Origin of the sequence: Caballeronia cordobensis (assembly GCF_001544575.2) — a bacterium.
Taxonomy (GTDB): domain Bacteria; phylum Pseudomonadota; class Gammaproteobacteria; order Burkholderiales; family Burkholderiaceae; genus Caballeronia; species Caballeronia cordobensis.
Genome location: NZ_FCNY02000003.1, coordinates 193,859 through 212,745, shown reverse-complemented (window position 1 = coordinate 212,745; position 18,887 = coordinate 193,859). Strand labels below are relative to the sequence as shown.

General features: G+C 64.1%; 18 protein-coding genes. 12 read left to right on the top strand and 6 right to left on the bottom strand.

Annotation, left to right across the window (positions count from 1 at the left end; genetic code table 11):
• Positions 1–3 precede the first annotated feature (3 nt).
• Genes AWB70_RS07380 through AWB70_RS07360 form a run of 5 tightly spaced genes read left to right on the top strand, consistent with a single transcriptional unit; the run spans position 4 to position 5,249 of the window.
• Complete coding sequence (locus tag AWB70_RS07380; protein WP_053571209.1) at positions 4–2,076, top strand: FUSC family protein; 2,073 nt, start codon at positions 4–6, stop codon at positions 2,074–2,076.
• 34 nt (positions 2,077–2,110) lie between these two features.
• Positions 2,111–2,320: a DUF1656 domain-containing protein gene (locus tag AWB70_RS07375; protein ID WP_014252168.1), complete on the top strand. Its 210-nt coding sequence runs from the start codon at positions 2,111–2,113 to the stop codon at positions 2,318–2,320.
• The gene (locus AWB70_RS07370) at positions 2,317–3,288 is read left to right on the top strand and encodes an efflux RND transporter periplasmic adaptor subunit (protein WP_045460290.1); all 972 of its coding nucleotides are present in this window, start codon (positions 2,317–2,319) and stop codon (positions 3,286–3,288) included. The genes AWB70_RS07375 and AWB70_RS07370 overlap by 4 nt, the downstream gene beginning before the upstream one ends.
• Positions 3,285–4,730: an efflux transporter outer membrane subunit gene (locus AWB70_RS07365; protein ID WP_053571208.1), complete on the top strand. Its 1,446-nt coding sequence runs from the start codon at positions 3,285–3,287 to the stop codon at positions 4,728–4,730. The genes AWB70_RS07370 and AWB70_RS07365 overlap by 4 nt, the downstream gene beginning before the upstream one ends.
• Positions 4,731–4,748: 18 nt before the next feature.
• Positions 4,749–5,249: an SRPBCC family protein gene (locus tag AWB70_RS07360; RefSeq protein ID WP_053571207.1), complete on the top strand. Its 501-nt coding sequence runs from the start codon at positions 4,749–4,751 to the stop codon at positions 5,247–5,249.
• Here AWB70_RS07360 and AWB70_RS07355 read toward each other — a convergent pair.
• From AWB70_RS07355 to AWB70_RS07345, 3 genes are read right to left on the bottom strand one after another with little or no spacing between them, the layout of a single operon-like run.
• A complete protein-coding gene (locus AWB70_RS07355) occupies positions 5,225–7,369 on the bottom strand; it encodes an FUSC family protein (RefSeq protein WP_053571206.1) in 2,145 nt (714 codons plus the stop codon). The two genes, AWB70_RS07360 and AWB70_RS07355, sit on opposite strands and share 25 nt — an antisense overlap.
• Positions 7,370–7,381: 12 nt before the next feature.
• Entirely contained in the window at positions 7,382–8,305 is a 924-nt protein-coding gene (locus tag AWB70_RS07350; RefSeq protein ID WP_053571205.1) for an efflux RND transporter periplasmic adaptor subunit, read from the bottom strand.
• Positions 8,306–8,320: 15 nt separating this feature from the next.
• Entirely contained in the window at positions 8,321–9,142 is an 822-nt protein-coding gene (locus tag AWB70_RS07345) for an alpha/beta fold hydrolase (RefSeq protein WP_053572058.1), read from the bottom strand.
• A gap of 42 nt (positions 9,143–9,184) precedes the next feature.
• On the opposite strand from AWB70_RS07345, the gene AWB70_RS07340 reads away from it, so the two are divergent.
• Genes AWB70_RS07340 through AWB70_RS07325 form a run of 4 tightly spaced genes read left to right on the top strand, consistent with a single transcriptional unit; the run spans position 9,185 to position 14,162 of the window.
• A complete protein-coding gene (locus AWB70_RS07340) occupies positions 9,185–9,478 on the top strand; it encodes a hypothetical protein (protein ID WP_235024156.1) in 294 nt (97 codons plus the stop codon).
• The gene (locus AWB70_RS07335) at positions 9,447–11,762 is read left to right on the top strand and encodes an FdhF/YdeP family oxidoreductase (protein ID WP_053571204.1); all 2,316 of its coding nucleotides are present in this window, start codon (positions 9,447–9,449) and stop codon (positions 11,760–11,762) included. Before AWB70_RS07340 ends, AWB70_RS07335 begins: the two co-directional genes overlap by 32 nt.
• On the top strand, positions 11,755–13,155 hold the full coding sequence (locus AWB70_RS07330; RefSeq protein ID WP_053571203.1) for a cytochrome ubiquinol oxidase subunit I: 1,401 nt from the start codon (positions 11,755–11,757) through the stop codon (positions 13,153–13,155). The genes AWB70_RS07335 and AWB70_RS07330 overlap by 8 nt, the downstream gene beginning before the upstream one ends.
• Positions 13,156–13,172: 17 nt before the next feature.
• Entirely contained in the window at positions 13,173–14,162 is a 990-nt protein-coding gene (locus AWB70_RS07325; RefSeq protein WP_053571202.1) for a cytochrome d ubiquinol oxidase subunit II, read from the top strand.
• 70 nt (positions 14,163–14,232) lie between these two features.
• On the opposite strand, the gene AWB70_RS07320 is transcribed toward AWB70_RS07325, so the two are convergent.
• The 3 genes from AWB70_RS07320 to AWB70_RS07310 form a co-directional block, all read right to left on the bottom strand.
• On the bottom strand, positions 14,233–14,607 hold the full coding sequence (locus AWB70_RS07320; protein WP_014252157.1) for a DUF3331 domain-containing protein: 375 nt from the start codon (positions 14,605–14,607) through the stop codon (positions 14,233–14,235).
• 39 nt (positions 14,608–14,646) lie between these two features.
• Positions 14,647–15,591 carry a helix-turn-helix domain-containing protein gene (locus AWB70_RS07315; protein ID WP_014252156.1) on the bottom strand — a complete coding sequence of 315 codons (945 nt, stop codon included), beginning with the start codon at positions 15,589–15,591 and terminating at the stop codon, positions 14,647–14,649.
• Positions 15,592–15,897: 306 nt separating this feature from the next.
• Positions 15,898–16,116, bottom strand: a complete 219-nt coding sequence (locus AWB70_RS07310) for a hypothetical protein (RefSeq protein WP_053571201.1) — start codon at positions 16,114–16,116, stop codon at positions 15,898–15,900.
• Here AWB70_RS07310 and AWB70_RS07305 point away from each other — a divergent pair.
• The 3 genes from AWB70_RS07305 to AWB70_RS07295 all read left to right on the top strand — a co-directional run bounded on the left by AWB70_RS07305 (position 16,115) and on the right by AWB70_RS07295 (position 18,881).
• The gene (locus AWB70_RS07305; RefSeq protein ID WP_053571200.1) at positions 16,115–16,465 is read left to right on the top strand and encodes a DUF4148 domain-containing protein; all 351 of its coding nucleotides are present in this window, start codon (positions 16,115–16,117) and stop codon (positions 16,463–16,465) included. The genes AWB70_RS07310 and AWB70_RS07305 overlap by 2 nt on opposite strands.
• Before the next feature lie 28 nt (positions 16,466–16,493).
• Positions 16,494–17,297 (top strand): alpha/beta hydrolase, encoded by an 804-nt coding sequence (locus AWB70_RS07300; protein ID WP_014252154.1) that lies wholly within the window; start codon positions 16,494–16,496, stop codon positions 17,295–17,297.
• A gap of 174 nt (positions 17,298–17,471) precedes the next feature.
• Positions 17,472–18,881: an HdeD family acid-resistance protein gene (locus tag AWB70_RS07295; protein WP_053572057.1), complete on the top strand. Its 1,410-nt coding sequence runs from the start codon at positions 17,472–17,474 to the stop codon at positions 18,879–18,881.
• Positions 18,882–18,887 lie beyond the last annotated feature (6 nt).

Below are 18,887 nucleotides of genomic sequence, written 5' to 3'. Positions count from 1 at the left end.
GCCATGCCTTTCCCTTCCGCGCGCGAGTGGCTCTTTTCCGCGAAGACCTTCGCCGCCGCGATGATCGCGCTGTACATCGGCCTCGCGCTCGAATTGCCGCGGCCGTACTGGGCGATGGCAACCGTCTACATCGTCTCGAATCCGTTCGTGGGCGCGACGCGCTCGAAAGCGCTCTATCGCGCGCTCGGCACGATGATCGGCGCGGCTGGCGCGGTGCTCATCGTGCCGCCGTTCGTCGAATCGCCGTTTCTCTTCAGCGTGATCGTCGCGTTATGGACGGGCACCCTGCTCTATCTTTCGATGTTCGACCGCAGCGCGCGCAGCTATGTGTTTCTGCTCGCGGGCTACACGCTGCCCTTGATCGCGCTGCCCGCCGTGACGAATCCCGCGGCCGTGTTCGATCTCGCGATCACGCGCACGCAGGAGATTCTGCTCGGCATCGCGGTGGCGAGCATCGTCGGCAGCGCGGTGTTTCCGAGCCGGCTCGCGCCGACGCTCATCGTACGAACGGACGCATGGTTTCGCGACGCCGCCTTCTACGCCTGCGAAACGCTGTCCGGACATATCGCGGGCGCATCGATTTCGGCGGCCCGCCAGCGGCTCGCGGCAACGGTCAACGGTCTCGAACTGCTGCTGAGCCAGTTGACCTACGATCACACGCGGCCCGACATCATTCGCCGCGCGCGGGCATTGCAGGGCCGCATGCAGATATTCTTGCCGCTCATTTCGTCGATGGCCGATCCGTTGATCGAACTCGTCGCCAAACACGGCCGGCATCCCGAAGGACTCGACGCGCTGCTCAAGGATGTCGCCGCCTGGGTCGGCGCGCCGATGCCCAGCCCGCAAACGGACGTCGCGAACGAACGCGAGCCCGATGCATTGCGCGAGCGCATCCAGACGATGCGTCCCTCCGTCGAAGCGCTTGCGAGCACGGACGGCGCGCTATTGTCGAACGCGCTGTGGCGTCTCGGTCAGGTCATCGACGTATGGCAGGACATTCGCGCCTTGCGCGCGGCCATCCTCAACGAAACGAGCGAGTGGCGGCCTCATTTCCGGCACTGGCGTCTCGGCGGCACGGCGCGCTACTTCGATCGCGGCATGATGCTGTTTTCGACGAGCGTCGCGGTGAGCGCGATCATCGTCGCATGCGTGCTGTGGATTCAGTCGGGCTGGAACGACGGCGCGGGCGCCGTGACGCTCGCCGCCGTGTCGTGCTGCTTCTTCGCCGCGCTCGACGAGCCCGCGCCGCAGGTCTTCAAGTTCTTCGTGGCCACCTGCATGAGCGTGGTGCTCGCCGGTCTGTACGTGTTTGTCGTGCTGCCGAACGTGCATGATTTCCCGATGCTCGTGCTGATCTTCGCGGGACCGTTTCTCGTCATCGGCACGTTGACGACCAACCCGCGCTTCAGTCTCGTCACGATGCTCGTCGCGGTCAACACGGCGACCTTCATCAGCATTCAGAGCGCCTACGAAGCGAACTTCTTCGTGTTCGTCAACAGCAACCTCGCGGGCGTCGCGGGCCTGCTGTTCGCTTTTCTGTGGACGCGCGCCACGCGGCCCTTCGGCGCGGAGCTGGCCGCCGAGCGGCTCACGCGTTCGGCATGGGCCGATATCGTGCTGAGCGCATCGTCGGCGGAAGTCATCGACGATCAGCGCAATCTCTACGCGCGCATGCTCGACCGGCTGATGCAACTGCTGCCGCGCCATGCCGCGACGGACTCGCACCGTCATCCTTCGATCGAAAGCTTTCGCGATTTTCGCGTCGCGTTGAATGCGCTCGATCTGCGCCGCACGCGCCGCAAGCTGCCGGAAGAATTGCAGCGTTCCGTCGACGACGTGCTCGACGCCTTGCGCCGCTACTTCGAACTCTGCATCGCGCGGCGCGCGCGTCAGCCGGTGCCGCCCGCGCTCATCCGCAGCATCGACGAATCGAGCGCGCAGGTCGCGTCGCGCGCGATCGTTCAGTCGCAGGACGTGGTCGCGGAGAAATGGCTGCGCGACACGCTGCACGCGCTCGTCGGCATGCGTCTGTCGCTGCATCCGCCGGCGCAGCCGCCGCGCGAGGAGCCGGCATGATCTTCGTGATTCATCCTTCATCGGCGGGCCGCACATGATCGGCGAAATCGACGTTCTCGGCGTGTTCATTCCCGCCATATTGATGCTGATGTTCATCGCCTATCTCGTGAACATGGCGATCCGCAATGTGCTGGCGCGCATCGGCTTTTATCGCTTCGTCTGGCATCGCTCCATTTTCGATCTCGGCATCTATGTTCTGGTGCTGGGAGTTGTCGTCATCGTTTCGCAGCGGCTCATCTCGTGAAAAAAACCTGGTTCTCTCTCGGGCAGATTCTGCTTACGCTCATCGTCGTCGCGATTGCGGCGGTCGTGTTGTGGAAGCTCGTCGACTACTACATGTTCGCGCCGTGGACGCGCGACGGGCACGTGCGCGCCGATGTCATTCAGGTCGCGCCTGACGTGTCGGGTCTCATCACGGACGTGAAGGTGATCGACAACCAGCAGGTCAAGAAAGGCGATGTGCTGTTCGTGATCGATCAGGCGCGCTATGCGCTTGCGTTACGCAACGCACAGGCCACCGCGCAGCAACGCCGCGCGACGCTCGATCAGGCGCGCCGCGAAGATGCGCGCAATCGCAAGCTCGGCAATCTCGTCGCGCGCGAAGTGGTCGAGGAAACGCAGTCGCGCGTCGAGCAGGCCGCCGCCGCCCTCGCGGATGCCGACGTCGCGATCGACACCGCGCGGCTCAATCTGCAACGCACGCAGATCGTAAGTCCCGTCGACGGCTATCTGAACGATCGCGCGCCGCGTGTCGGCGAATACATCGCGGCAGGCCGCGCGGTGTTGTCGGTGGTGGACATGCATTCGTTCCGCGTCGATGGCTATTTCGAGGAAACGAAGCTGCATGGCATCGACATCGGCCAGCCGGTCGATATCAAGGTCATGGGCGAGCCGAACATCCTGCGCGGCCATGTGCAGAGCATCGTCGCGGCGATCGAGGATCGCGACCGCCAGCAAAGCCCGAGTCTTCTGCCGAACGTGAATCCCGCGTTCAGCTGGGTGCGTCTCGCGCAGCGCATTCCCGTGCGCGTCACGCTCGATGAAATTCCCGCCGACTTCCGCATGATCGCGGGCCGCACGGCGACCGTCTCGGTGCGCGGCATCGGCCCGACGATCGGCCGGCGCGCGGCGTCGGAAACATCGCCCGCGTCTGCGCCTGCGCCGACGTCAAGCGTGTCAGGCACATCGGGCACATCGGGTGCGTCGCAATGAAAGCGTTCGTCTTCGTTGCTTCGTCCGCATGCGTGCTGTTCGGCTGCACGACGGTCGGTCCGGATTACAAGCTGCCCGATCAGGCCGCCGTCAACGCGCCCTATGCGAACGCGGCCATCGACGGCGCGGATCAGGCGCCCGTCACGCAAGGCGAAGTGCCCGCGAAGTGGTGGCGGCTCTATGACGATCCCGTCGTGGATCAACTCGTGACCCAGGCGCTCGCATCGAACACGGATTTGCGCGTGGCCGCGGCGAATCTCGCACGCTCGCGCGCCGAAGTGGAATTCGCCAGCAAGCAAGGCGGATTCTCCGGCAAGACCTCGGCGGCGTTTCAGCGCGCGCAGGAATCGGCGGAGCAGTATTTGCTGACGGAGAAGATTCCCGTGGTCAACGAAGGCGCGCTCGATCTTTCGATATCCTACGAAATCGATCTGTTCGGCAAGCTCAGACGCGGCGTCGAAGCGGCGAACGCGGAAGACGAAGCCGTCGAAGCGGCGCAGGATCTCGCACGCGTCACGGTGGTCGCGGATGTCGTGCGCGCGTATGTCGAATCGTGCTCGGCGGCGGAAGAACTGGAGATCGCGCGAAAGTCGCTCGCGTTGCAGAAGCAGCGCGTGCAGCTCACGCAGCGTCTGCGCGACGCGGGCCGCGGCAATCAATCGGAAGTCACGCGCGGACAGACGCAAGCCGATACGCTCGCCGCCGATATCCCACGCTTCGTCGCGCGCCGCCGCGTTGCGCAATATCGGCTCGCGATGCTGCTCGCGCGCGCGCCAGCGGATCTGCCCAAGGCCGCGCTTGCATGCAGGAAGCTGCCGAAGCTGCGCGCGCCGATTCCCGTCGGCAACGGCGCAGCCTTGCTCAAGCGCCGTCCCGACGTGCGTCAGGCCGAGCGGCAACTGGCGTCATCGACGGCGCGCATCGGCGTTGCGACGGCGGCGCTCTATCCTTCGGTGAGCTTTGGCGCATCGGTGGGAACGGTCGGCGTCGTGGAAGACCTGTTCGGCGCGAATACGAACCGCTGGGCGTTCGGCCCGCTCATCAGCTGGAATTTCCCGATCAACGGTCAGCGCGCGCGCGTGGCGCAGGCCGAAGCGGCAACGAGCGGCGCACTGGCCCATTTCGACGGCGTCGTGTTGAAAGCGTTGCAGGAAACGCAGAGCAGTCTCGCGACCTATGCCTCCGACACCACGCGCGCCGATGCGTTGCGCACCGCGTATAAATCCGCGATCCAGTCGGCCGATGAAACGAACCGGCTGTATCGCGCGGGCCGCGAGTCCTTCCTCAACGATCTCGACGCGACGCGCACGCTCACGGGTGTCGCGGCGCAAGTCGCGGCGGCGGAAGGACAGGTTGCGGTCGATCAGGTGAACCTGTTCCGCGCGCTTGGCGGCGGTTGGGAAACCGACGAAGCCATCGCGCAGAACGCGAAGGAAAAGTAAGCGCCCGGGGAGGCGATCGTGCGCGCGAGCGAATATCTGTTCGTCACCGTCTGGAAGATCGAAGCGCCGCTTCAGCAGGTATGGAACGCCATTCACGATCCGGCCGCGTGGCCGCAATGGTGGACCTGCGTCGAGCGCGTGACCGAAGTGGAAAGCGGCGCGCCCGATGGCGTCGGCGCGCTGCATCGTTATACGTGGAAAGGCCGCTTGCCGTATCGTGTGCGCTTCGACATGCGGGTGACGCGCGTTGAACCGCTCGCATTGCTGGAGGGCACTGCAAGCGGCGATGTCGAGGGCTTCGGGCGCTGGCGCTTTGCATCGAGCGGAGGCGTCGCCATCGTGCGATATGAATGGCGCGTGCACACAGGACGCGGATGGATGAACCTGCTCGCCCCCATCGCGCGTCCGCTCTTCGAATGGAATCACGATTACGTGATGCAGCAAGGCGGCGAAGCACTCGCGAAGCGGCTCGATGCGCGGCTCATCGGTATCGATCATCGGGAAACGGATGGCGGCTGAAAAATCGCGTCGCTATCGAGAAGCACGCGGCGCATGAAGTGAAGGCGCGCGAGCATGCGGCGCATCGGCACGATCTCATGGGGCGAGCCGCGCATCGTATCCATGATCCGAACGGCCAGCGCCGACTGCGTGTCGATCGCGCGAATGCTTTCATCGCGGCTGGCTGGCGATGGCGAATCGAACAGCTTCATCAAACGGGTCATCGTTGCTTCGGTCGATGCATGCCAGTCCGCAGGCACGATGTGAAGCGCTTCGGCGTCGCGGCTTGCGCTTCTGAATTCGATCGACGCATGCCCCAGTTCAAGCACGGCGAGTATCCATGACAGCGCTTCGCCGTATTGCTGCGTCGGCTGCGGCAGAAGCGCGCGTATCTGCGAAATGAGATCGTGCGTGCCCGATTGAAACATCTGCGCCAGGTCGTCGAGGGGCGCAGCGCACGCAAGCTTCATCTGAGCGCGCAAATCGTGTAGCAAGGCCGCTACGCGCCATGACTTCTCGGCGGGAAACACGAATACGTAGGCCGCCGCGCAGGCGAGCATCGACAGCGTCAACGCGATGCCGTCGTTCAGCAGCGCTTCCGGCGCATAGTGAATCATGCGGTCGGGGCCGCCGAGTATGCAAAAGAAGATGCAGAAGCTCAGGCCGAATCCGGTGAATCGCGGCCGCGTGGCGAGAAAAGCGCCGAGCCCGAGCAAAGGCGTCAATACGAAACACAAGAGCGGAAAGCCTTCGATCGCGGGATAGACATAGCCCAGCACGAGATAGCCGGCCAACGTCGCGATAGCCGCGCCCGAGGCCATCTGCAACGAGAACTTGATGGGCGCGGGCGAATTCGACCCCAGCGCGGAGACGACGGCCGCGCCGATGATCGCATAGCCGCCGCTCGGCCAGTCGCTCGACAGCCACGACGCGCCGATGACGCCGAGCACCGCGCACGTCGTCAGGAACGTCATGCCGATCACGCTCTTGTTCGTGACGAAGACGCGCTTCATATCCGTCTCTTCGAATACGTGCTTCCGGGACGCAAGCGATACATAGGTCTGCGCGTAGTTCGCACAGGCCGCGATGAAGCCGAACAGCAATTGCACGGCGGTGTCGAAATCGAGCAGCGCCTGCGCGTCTTCCGTGCGTTCGAGCGCCCTTCGATCGACTTCGACGCGTCCCGCGAGCCGCACGCGAAATGCCGAGACGAGCGCGGCCCTGCGTTCGATGGTCGCATCGTCCACGAAGCCGGCGTCGCGATCGACGGACAACAGGTTCGCGAATTCGCGGCAATACGCGTCGACGCATTCGTTTTCGCCGATCTTCGAGAAGCGATGCAACGCATGCAGACTCGTGCACAGTTCCATGAACGCGTCGTTGAGCCGTGCAAGGCGGCGCGAGCGTGACCGCACTTCCGGATCTTCGAACGAAGCGAACGCGCGCGTGGCTTCGAAGCCGATGACGCTATCGATGAATTCGCCATACTTCAGTCGGAAACGGTCCGCATCGATCTCGCCGCGCAACGCCTGCGCCGCGAAGCAGGAAAACGACACGAAGCGTTCGCGACGAAGATGCCTGAGCCGCGTCGACGACCATTGCGGCAGCACAATGGCGCTGACCACGCCGCAACAGACGATGGCGAGCAGCACGGCCGCGGACCGGTTCAACGCGGCGAGGAAAAGACCGTTCGGGTCCGTCACGCTCGGTATGCCGATGAGCGCCGCGGTATAGCCCGCCAGCACGAACGCATACCAGCGGAAGTTCCGGTAGCGCAGCGCGGCGGCCGTGCAAAGCGCGACCCAAAGCGTCATCGCGCCGATATAGAGCGGCGGCTGTTGCGGAAAGAGCGCGCCCAGCAGCACGGCAACGATCGTTCCGACGATCGTGCCGACCATCCGGTAGAAACTTTTCGACAGCACCATGCCGCTCTGCGGCTGCATGAGGATGAAGACCGTCGCCATCGCCGTGCGCGGCGTGGAAATCTCGAGCTTCATGGCGATGCCCATTGCGAGAAACGCCGCCGTCAACGTCTTCGCGAGATGCAGCCACACGAGGCCATCCGTCGCCGCCCAGTGCGCAAGATGCATGCGCAGATGAGCGTGCCATGCGTGACTTCGCTGCGAATGGCTTGCGTCCATCGATGTCATGGCCTACAACGCACGCCGTATGCGGGCCACGAGATCGCTCGCGCGAAGCATCGGCTGACCAGGCGCGTCGCCGCTTTCGACCACGACTGTGCAGGTCGTTCCCGCCGTGAGCTCGACGCCTTGCGGCACGCTGTCGATACCGATGCGCACCGGGACGCGCTGCGCGAGCCGCACCCAGTTGAACACGGGATCGACGTTGGCGGTCAGATTCATGCCCTCCGGATTGTCCCGGTCATAGATGCCGCGCGCGATGCTTTCCACATGCCCGCGCAACTGCGCGCCGCTCATCAGGCGGATATTCACTTCGCGGCCCACCTTCACTTCCGGCAGCTTCGTTTCCTCGAAGTATCCATAGACCCAGAACGAATTGCGATCGACGACCGCGAGCTTGGGCGTCGAGACGGTCGCGTAGTCGCCCTGCCACGTATTCAGGTTCGTCACATAGCCGTCTACGGGCGAGACCACGCGCGTGCGTTCGAGATTCAGTTTCGCCGCATCGAGCGCGGCGAGCGCCTCGTTATAGGCGGCTTTCGCGGCATTCGCCTGAAAGCCCGAGTTCTGCTTCACTTCTTCGGAAACGACTTCGTTATCGAGTTCGGCGCGACGCTTCGCATCGTCGCGGCGCAGCGCGAGTTCGGCCGCGCGGGCGGCGACCTTCGCCTCGGCTTCTGCAACGGCGATCCGGTAATGCGAAGGATCGATCTGCATCAGCACATCGCCCTTCCTGACCCGCTGATTGTCATGGACCGGCACGCCGACGATGATGCCCGATACATCGGGCGCGATCGTGACGACATCCGCATGCACGCGGCCGTCGCGAGTCCACGGCGCGTACATGTAGCGGTCCCACAGGGTCTTGCCGATGAACACGGCAATCAGGAAGAGCGTCATCGTCGCGACGACGCTCCAGACTCGCTTGATCGTCATCGCGCCCTCGCCCCCTTATTTCTCGATGAACGCGAGCAGGTTTTCGTTGACCGTATCCGCATGCGTCGTGCACATGCCGTGCGGCGCGCCGGGAATCACGGTGAGCGTACCGTCGGGCACGATCTTCGCGGAGAGCCTGCCGGAATCGTCGAGGGGCACGATCTGATCGGCGTCGCCTTGCAGCACGAGTGTCGGGACCGTCATCTGCTTGAGATCTTCGGTGAAGTCGGTTTCGGAAAATGCCTTCACGCAGTCGTAGGCGCTCTTGATCGAGCATTGCATGCCCGCGTACCAGAACGAATCGATGGTGCCCTGCGAGACTTTCGCGCCTTCGCGATCGAAGCCGAAGAACGGCGTCGCAAGATCCCTGAAGAACTGCGAGCGGTTGTCGATCACGCCCTTGCGGATCTCGTCGAACACGGAAAGCGGCAGGCCGCCCGGATTCGCTTCGGTCTTCAGCATGATCGGCGGCACCGCCGAGATCAGCACGGCCTTCTTCACGCGCTTCGTGCCGTGACGGCCGATATAGCGCGCCACTTCGCCGCCGCCCGTGGAATGACCGACGAACACCGCGTCCTTCACGTCGAGATGGTCGACGAGCTCGGCGAGATCGTCCGCATAGCGGCTCATGTCGTTGCCGGTCCACGGCTGGCTTGAGCGGCCGTGGCCGCGCCGGTCATGCGCGATCACACGATAGCCGCGTTGCGCGAGATACATCAGTTGCGAATCCCACGCGTCCGCGTTGAGCGGCCAGCCGTGCGAGAAAACGACGGGCTGGCCCGAGCCCCAGTCCTTGTAGAACAGTTCGGTTCCGTCTTTCAGTGTGAATGTGGCCATTGTGCTGACTCCTTCGAGATGCTGAATCGGCCGGCGTCGTTCATGCGTATTCACGACGGCGCGGCGCTTAACGCGGCGAATCCGTCGCGCATGGAAGGAGTATTCACGGCGATCGCATCGCGGCTTTTTCGATGCAACCGGTGTTTTCGCATCCGCACGATTCGCCATGTGCCGCGTGCATCGAGCACACGTCTTCGTGCGCATCGCAAAAACGGCGCGCATTTGAGCAAACCCGTCTTGCGCCGAACGGGGATCATCACGATCAACTCAATCAACGAATGGCATTGTTTGCGAGGCGAAGGACATGAGCGAAAAGAAAGTCATACAGATTTATAGCGAGCCCGCCGGCGGCTGGGGCGCGCTGAAGGCCACCGGCGAAGCGCTGAAGATTCAGGGCATCCCGCTATCCGGCGCGCAAACGCTGTTGCGCATGAATCAGCCGCAGGGCTTCGATTGTCCCGGTTGCGCATGGCCCGATCCGAAGCACACGTCGTCCTTCGAATTCTGCGAGAACGGCGCGAAGGCCGTTGCATGGGAAGCCACCGCGATGCGCTGCACGCCCGATTTCTTCGCGCAGCACAGCGTTTCCGAACTCGCGTCGTGGAACGACTACGACCTCGAAATGGCGGGCCGCCTCACGCATCCCATGGTCTACGAGGCGGCTTCCGACCGCTACGTGCCGATCGCATGGGACGATGCGTTCGCGCTCGTCGGGCGTCACCTGAATGCGCTCGATCATCCCGATCAGGCGGACTTCTACACGTCCGGGCGCGCATCGAACGAAGCGGCTTTTCTGTATCAGCTCTTCGTGCGCGAATTCGGCACCAACAACTTTCCCGACTGCTCGAACATGTGTCACGAAGCGACGAGCGTGGGCTTGCCGCAATCGATCGGCGTCGGCAAGGGCACGGTGTTGCTCGAAGACTTCGAGCACGCAGACGCGATCTTCATCTTCGGCCAGAACCCCGGCACGAACAGCCCGCGCATGATGAGCGATCTGCATTCGGCGGCACGGCGCGGCGCGAAGATCGTGTCGTTCAATCCGTTTCGCGAGCGAGCGCTGGAACGTTTCGCCTCGCCGCAAAACCCCGTGGAAATGGCGACGCTCGGCTTCACCAACATCAGTTCGTTTCTCTATCAGGTACGTGTGGGCGGCGACGCGGCCGTGCTCAAGGGCATGATGAAAGCGATCGTCGAAGCGGACGATGCCGCCATCGCCCAGGACCGGCCGCGCGTGCTCGATACCGAGTTCATCGAAGGCCATACGCAGGGCATCGATAAGGTCATCGCCGATCTTCGCGCGACGCGCTGGGACGACATCGAACGGCATGCCGGCCTCACGCGCGACGAGATCACGAATGCCGCGAACATCTACATGCAGGCGCGCAATGCGATTCTCGTCTACGGCATGGGCATCACGCAGCATCGGCGCGGCACGCAGACCGTGCAGCAGATCGCGAATCTCGCGCTCATGCGCGGCAACGTCGGGCGGCCCGGCGCGGGTATCTGCCCGGTGCGCGGGCACTCGAACGTGCAGGGCAATCGCACCGTGGGCATCACGGAGAAGCCGAATGCGCAACTGATCGCGGGCATCGAACGCGCGTTCGGTTTCACGCCGCCCGCAAAGCACGGCAACGATGTCGTCGCCACGCTCGAATCGATGATGCGCGGCGAAGCGAAAGTGTTCATTGCCCTCGGCGGCAATTTCGCGGCCGCGATTCCCGACTGGGCGCGCATGCAGGAATCGATACGCGAACTGGATCTCACCGTGCATATCGCGACGAAGCTCAATCGCAGTCATCTCGTGCACGGCAAGCACGCGCTCATTCTGCCGTGCCTTGGCCGCACCGAGATCGACATTCAGGCGAACGGGCCGCAATCGATCACGGTCGAGGATTCCATGTCGATGGTGCATGCGTCCGCGGGCCGCAACGAGCCCGCGTCGCCGCATCTGCTGAGCGAGCCGGCCATCGTCGCGGGCATTGCGCGCGCCACGCTCGGCGACGCGTCGCGCGTGCCCTGGGAGGATCTCGTCGCGAGCTACGACCGCATTCGCGAAGCAATCGAAATCGTGTTCCCGATCTTTCAGGCGTACAACGCGCGCATTCGCGTGCCGGGTGGCTTCCATCTCACCTCGCCGGCGCGCGAGCGCGTGTGGGACACAGCCACGGGCCGCGCCAACTTCCTCGTGTTCGAAGGCCTCGACGCGAACCCCGCCAGCGACGATCCGGACGCGCTCGCGCTCACGACGATGCGCAGCCACGATCAGTACAACACCACGCTCTATTCGCATTCGGACCGCTATCGCGGCGTGTTCGGCCAGCGCGACGTCGTGTTCATGAATGCGCGCGAGCTGAAGAAGCGCCATCTGCAAGCGGGCGATCGCGTCGATATCTTCGCCATCGCCGATGACGGCATCGAGCGCGTGATCCGCAGTTTCAAGGCGGTCGAATATGCGTTGCCCGATGGCTGCTGCGGCGCGTACTACCCGGAAGTGAATCCGCTCGTGCCGCTCTTCGCGTTCGATCCGCAAAGCCGCACGCCGTCGTACAAGTCCGTGCCGGTGCGCATCGGGCCTGCTGCCGTCGAACGTCAATACGGAGCCGAACATCATGCTTGAGCACGTACTCGACCTGTCGCGCGCGCAGTTTGCGATGACCGCGATCTTTCACATCCTCTGGCCCATTCTGACGATCAGTCTGTCCGCGTTTCTCGTGCTCGTCGAAGTGCTGTGGCTTCGCACCGGCGATGTCGCGTACTACCGGCATGCGCGCTTCTGGAGCAAGCTGCTGGTCCTGAACTTCGCGGTCGGCGTCGTGAGCGGCATTCCGATGGAGTTTCAGTTCGGCACCAACTGGGCGGGCTTTTCGCAGTACAGCGGCCAGTTCATCGGCAATATTCTCGGCTTCGAGGGCGCGATGGCCTTCATGCTCGAAGCGGGCTTCGTCGGCGTGATGCTGCTCGGATGGGGGCGCGTGTCGCGCGGCGTGCATCTGTTCGCCACATCGATGGTCGCGCTCGGCTCCAGCATTTCCGCATTCTGGATCATGGTCGCGAACTCGTGGATGCAGACGCCGGCGGGTTATGCGGTCGTCGACGGCAAGATCGTCGTGACGGACTACGTCGCGGCCATCTTCAATCCCGACATGGTGTGGGGCGTTTCGCACATGTGGGTCGCGGCAATCGAAACGGGCATGTTCGTCATCGCCGGCATCTCCGCGTGGAATCTGTATCGGCGGCGTCATCCCGAGTTCTTTGTGCGCTCGTTCCGCCTCGCGTTGCTGGTGCTCGTGTTCGTCGCGCCCTTGCAGGTCTGGCTCGGCGATTCGAGCGGCGTGAGCGTGTTCGAAACGCAACCCGCGAAAGGCGCCGCGATCGAAGGACACTGGACGACGAACGCGCCGGGCACGGGCGCGTCGTGGTCGCTGCTGGCGTGGCCCAACCAGACCGCGCAACGCAACGACTGGTCCATCGAAGTGCCCGGCATGCTGAGCGTGCTCGGCACGCATACGCTGCATGGACAGGTCAAAGGCCTCGCGGACTTCAGCCGCGACGATCAGCCGCCCGCGATCCCGCTGCTCTATTACGCATTCCGCGTGATGGCGGGCATCGGCTTCGCATTCATGCTGCTCGCGTTCTGGACCGCTTATGCGCTCAGGAGAACGCGCGGCAGTCTCTCGGCGCTGCTCGCGCAACGCAAACTGCTGCTCGCATGGGTGCTCTGCATTCCCCTGCCGTATGTCGCCGTCGAGGCGGGCTGGATCGTGCGTGAAGTGGGACGTCAGCCGTGGGTCGTCTACGGTCTGCTGCGCACGCGCGATGCGGTTTCGACCATCCCTGCCTCGTCCGTCTCGCTCAGCATGGCGATGTTCGTCGCGTTCTATGCCGTGCTGCTCGTCACCTTCTTCGTGCTCGCGCGGCGCTGGCTGCGCAACGGACCGGATCTGACCATCGCGCCGCCTGACACTGCCGCCGGCCGGACCAAGGCGGCGAACACCATCGCCGGTTACTGAACTCTGGAGCTCAACTCATGGATAGCGCTGTTCATACGATGCTCGCCGACACCTGGTTCGGCCTGATCGGCCTGATGCTGGTGTTCTATGTCGTCACCGACGGCTTCGATCTCGGCGTCGGCATTCTCACGCTCTTTCGCCGCAAGTCGTCGGACCGCGACGTGATGGCCCAGTCGATCGGGCATGTATGGGACGCGAACGAAACGTGGCTCGTCGTGCTCGGCGGCGCGCTGTTCGGCGCGTTTCCCACCGCTTATGCGCTTCTGATGGAGCATTTGTATTTGCCCGTCATGGCGCTCATCGCCGGGTTGATCATGCGCGGCGCGGCGATCGAATTCCGCCATAGCGTGGAGCACGGGCCGCTGTGGGACAAGGTGTTCGGCATCGGCAGCCTGATCGCGGCGCTTGCGCAAGGCGTCGTGCTCGGCAAGGTGATCACCGGGCTCGCGCCGGGCATGGCCGCATCGATTTTCATTGCGGTGACGGCGATCGGCGTCGTCGCGGGATATTGCCTGCTCGGCTCGACTTATCTCGTCAAGAAGACGTCGGGCACGGTCGAGCAATGGGCGCGGCGCATCGCGTTGCTGAGCGCGCTCTTCACCGTCGCCGCCGCCGCGCTGCTCACGCTCGCAACCTGGTCCGCCAGCGATATCGGCCACGGGCGCTGGACGCATCCGGCCGTCATGCATGTGCTCTTCGTGCTCGGGTTCGCATCCGTCGTCGCGTTCGCGTTCATCGTGGCGTCGCTCTATCTCGGCAGCGCGAACGGGCCGTTTCGAGCATCGGTGGCGCTCTTCGTGCTGTCGTTCGCGGGGCTCGCGATCAGCCTCTTCCCGGATTTCATTCCGGGCAAGCTCGGCATTCTCGAAGCCGCCTCCGATGCGCCGACGCTCGCGTTCATGCTCATCGGCATCGGTCTCGTGTTTCCCGTGATGATCGGCTACAACCTCTACCAGTACCACATCTTCCGCGGCAAACTCACCGGCAGCGCGCACGCGGGCGACTGATCGAACCCGACGACGCAAAAAAAACCGCCTCACGCAGGCGGTTTTTTTCGTTCGCGGCGGCGCACGCGTCTCATAGCGGCGTCTGATCGAGCACCGAGGCCAGGATCATCGCACCCATGTTGCCCGGCACCGGCCGCGGATTCGGCGCATACACGTGATCGCCGGGTGCGATCGCGCCGCCGCTCATCGCGCAGACGCCGGCCGTGCGCGCCCGCATCGCGCGCCATACCTGATCGCCATAACAGCAGCGCGTCGAGTCGCGCCATTCGATCGTCACCGTCGTCGTCGAAGGACGCTCGATCAGCTTCACCGCGACGCGGCTGTCATGCGGTTGCGCGAAAGGACGCCTGCGCGACGGGGCTTCGACATTCACGCCATCGTTCAGCGACGTCAACCGGAAGATCGTTTGCGCCCACGGATCGAGGGCGATTGCAGCGTCAGCCATGTTCGGCTCCTTATCGAAGAGTTACGTGAAGGGGTCCGCTCACGCGGCGTCGAGCGTGATCGTCTGCCAGTGCTTGGGCGTGGCGCCGACGAGGCGCTTGAAAACAGTCGTGAAGTGCGCCTGCGAGCGGAATCCGCAGCCAAGCGCGACGTCGAGCATGCTGTGCTTCGATGTGCGCAGCAGTTCCTGCGCGCGCTCGATGCGCTTTTGCAGCAAGTATTCGTGCGGCCGCATGCCCGTTGCGCGGCGGAATTGCGCGGCGAAATGCATGCGCGTGAGTCCCGTGCTGGCCGCGATATCCGCGAGGCTGATGTTCTCGGCAAGATGCGCATCGACGAATTCGGATACGCGGTTGATGCGCCATTGCGGCAACGCGGAGGGTTCGCGCCCGCGCGCCACCGGCGTCGAGAAATGCCGCGCGACGAGCCGCGACACGATCGCGAGACTCATGCTGTCGATGAACAGGCTGCCGAGCGCCGCGCCCTCGGTCTTGCACACGGCAAGCGCCTGACCGAGACGTTCGAGCGCGGGATCGCGAATCAGCTTCGGATCGTCGAGGACGATATCGCCCGCATGCCGTCGGTGAAAGAGATCGTCATGACATTCGGCCAAGACCTGCTGCGGCACGAACAGATGCAGCACGTCCATCGCCGATTCGAAGCGCGCGCTCACGCGCGTTCCGGGCGCGGTGATCTGTACGACGCCGGCGGGCACTCGGCCATGAACCAGCTTGCGGCCCGCGTGATGAAACATCAGCGACGCGCACTTCAGATTCAGGCTGATGCAATGAAACGTGCCGCAACCATCATTGGATGCTTCGAGCGGTGCTTCACCGTGGTGCAGCCAGCGCGTCAAGGCTATCTTGCCGGCGTCGGTGGTGGTGGGCGAATGCGAGGACAGGCCCGGATGACGCCATCGGTCTTCGAGCTGGATCAATGGCGAACGCGCCGGCGTCTGCGGAGGCGAAAGCAAAGTGAGCGTCATGGAGTGGTCCGTTCGATAACAGAAGCTTTTGCGGCCGATCGGAGAGCGGCATCGCGACGACTCCAAGTTAATCAAACGTAAAACGCACGCCTAGCCGTACATACGGTTGACGACACCGCCTAAAGGTTGAGTCAACCTATATCAAGGTTTGATTCGCGGGGCGCATCCAGCGGGGCGCGAAGCCGGCGCGCGCGGCGGCGGGGAAACAGGCCTGGTCACGCCTATAACACCTTCGTATGAGTGCCTAAGCCGTGCGGGTGAGCGCGCTCATCCGCGCGCAGCATGCGAAGCATCCGCGCGATCAGGTCATCTGCGCAAAGCCATGCGAACGTTTATCCGAAGCGCCGTTGGTTGGTGAAGTTCCGCTCCTTCGTAGGTGTAGTCGAAGCGCGTTGCGGCCGATAAAGTGTCGTCAAGGTCGAGACACAAGCAGAGACCAACGGCCTTGAAAAGGATATCGAATAGCAGCGTTTTATTCGCATCCCTGATTAATTGGCGTTCACCATCCACCAGGAGTTCGATCATGAAAAAGTACCTCGTCAGCCTCACCCTCGTCGCCGCTTCGCTCGCTGCACCCGCACTCGCTTTCGCACAATCGAACGGCCCCGTCACCCGCGCACAGGTCCGCGCCGATCTCGTCGCTGTCGAAAAAGCGGGCTATAACCCGGCCGTCGCGAGCGATCCGTACTATCCCGCCGACATCCAGAAAGCCGAAGCCAAGGTCGCCGCGCAACATGCCGACGCCCCGCAAGGTTACGGCGGCACGCTGGCGGGCACGAGCGCATCGGGCAAGTCGGGCGGATCAAAGCAGGCCGCGATGAAGAACGCGTGCGTCGGTCCGGTCGACTTCTGCCAGCCGTATTTCGGCAGCTGATCCCTCATACGCCAAAGCGGAGTTTTTCATGAAGCGAATCTTGCAAGCAGCCTCGGTGCTGGCGCTGTCGGCCGGTGTATTCGGATCGAACGTCGCGATGGCTCAGGACGCCGCCCCCGCCGCCGCCACGCATGCGCCCGTCAGGAACATCGTGCTCGTTCACGGCGCGTGGGTCGATGGCTCGGGATGGAAACCGGTCTACGACATCCTCACGAAAGACGGCTACCACGTGACGATGGTTCAGGAACCCCTGACCTCGTTCGAAGGCGATGTCGCCGCGACCACGCGCGTGCTCGACCTGCAAAACGGACCGACGATTCTGGTCGGTCACAGTTACGGCGGCTCGGTCATCACGCAAGCCGGGGTTCATCCGAAGGTCGCGGGGCTCGTCTATGTCGCGGCGCATGCGCCGAACGTGGGCGAAGACGAAGGCGCGCTCGGCAAGAAAACGCCCAGCTTTCTCGCGAAGCAGACGAACGCCGTGGAAAAAACCGCCGATGGCTATACGTACCTGAACCCGGCAGTGTTCCCGAAGGATTTCGCCGCGGATCTGCCGCTCAGGCAGGCGCAGTTCGAGTCGCATTCGCAAATCCTGACGGCGGCGCAAGTCTTCACGACGCCGCTGACGGCCGCGGCATGGACCTCGAAGCCGAGCTGGGGCATCGTCGCGGGCGGCGACAAGATCATCAATCCGGATCTGGAACGCTGGTACTACGAGCGCGCGCACAGTCACACGACGGTCATCCCCGGCGCGAGCCATTCCGTGTATGAATCGCAGCCGAAGCAGGTCGCGGCCGTGATCGAAGACGCCGCGAAGCACGCGGTGCAGTAAGCGCAGTAAGCGCAGCATGCGCGGCGGCCGTCGCATCGGGCCGCCGCGCGCATTCGTCTGTGCAATGGGTTGCGAACGAACCGTGGAGCTTGCCGCTTCGTCGTCGAAAGCCTTATATAGTGTGTGACCGAGCGTGTCCCGCACAAGGCATCGAACGATGAAACGGAGGAAACGATGGTTCGTCTCGTGATGATTCTCCTGGGCGTCGACTATCTGCGCACCCGCTGGCGCGCGGTGATGACGCTCGGGCTGCTCAGCATCGCGCTCGGCGCGGTCATCTTCATCGACGCGCTCGACGGCTCGCTCTACTTCCCGATCATTCCCTTCGCGCTGATGATGCTGCTCGAAGGGCTCGCCACGCTGGCCGTCGCGTGGACCGGCATGGGCGGACAGCGCAAGCTGCGCTACGTGAAAGGCGCGACGTTCTGTCTGTCCGCGCTGCTCGTGCTGTTTGGCGGCGAGCACGGCAACTTCGTGCTGTCGCTCATCTTCGGCACGCTGTTTCTGGTCGATGGCGCGTTGCAGATCGTCGCGGCGCGCGTGGTGCGCTATCGCAAATGGCGGCTCGCGACCGCGGGCGGCATCCTCGAAATCGCCATCGCGATCTTCTTCTATCAGCCGTATCCGGATCATTACGCGGGCACGGTTGCGTACTGCGTCGCGTTCGGGCTCTTCTTCGGCGGCTGGAACATGATCCTGCTCGCCGCGCGCGTGCGGCGCATGGCGGCGAATCCGGCCGTCGAGGGCGTGCCGGATGCGGCGGTGCAGGAAGAGACGAAGCCCGCGGAATCGCCCTTCGCCGGCGCGATATGGGACGGCCCGCCCGCGCCCGACGAAGCCGCGTTGACGGTGCATGTCTGGACGCCGCTCGGCACAGCGAAGTCGCAGCCGCGGCGGCAGTTGATCGTCGATCGTTACATTGCCGCCATCGACAGGAACGGCACGATCTCGACCGGCCACGCGGCGCTGGAGACGCCCGAAGGCGTGTATATCAGCCTGTATCCGGCGGTGGAGATCGACCGTTCGCCCAACGAGTTCGCCCGCACGCTGCGCGCCACCCGCGACAACGACGTGCCCGGCCTCTTTCAGCCCGACTATGCGACGGAATCGCAGGCATGGTGCCCGTCGACGCAGCAGGTGCGCATCCGCAATTACGATCCCGCGCGGCTCAAGCGCTTCTGGGAGGAATATCGTCGCGATGCGACCTACAACCTCACGTATCGCAATTGTTCGAGCTCCGTCGCGCGAGCGCTGGAAGCGGCGATCGAAGGCGCATCCGCGCGCGCGTGGGGCAAGGGCGGCGGCTGGAAACCGCTCGTGCGCATCATGACGACGCCCGAGTTATGGGTCGCGGCGCAGGTAAGAAAACGCGCCGCGACGATGGCCTGGACGCCGGGCCTCACGCTCGACTATGCGCGCGCGCTCAGCATGCTCGCGGACCCGCGTCACTCGGGCTGGGTGAAGATGGCGCGCATCGCGGTGGCAACGATGTACCGCTCGCGGCAGCGCTGGCGCGCCGAAGAACACGCGGCGGCGCGAGCGCGGGAGACGGAAGCGGTGACGGCGGAGCGGCGGCCGGGCTGAACGGCC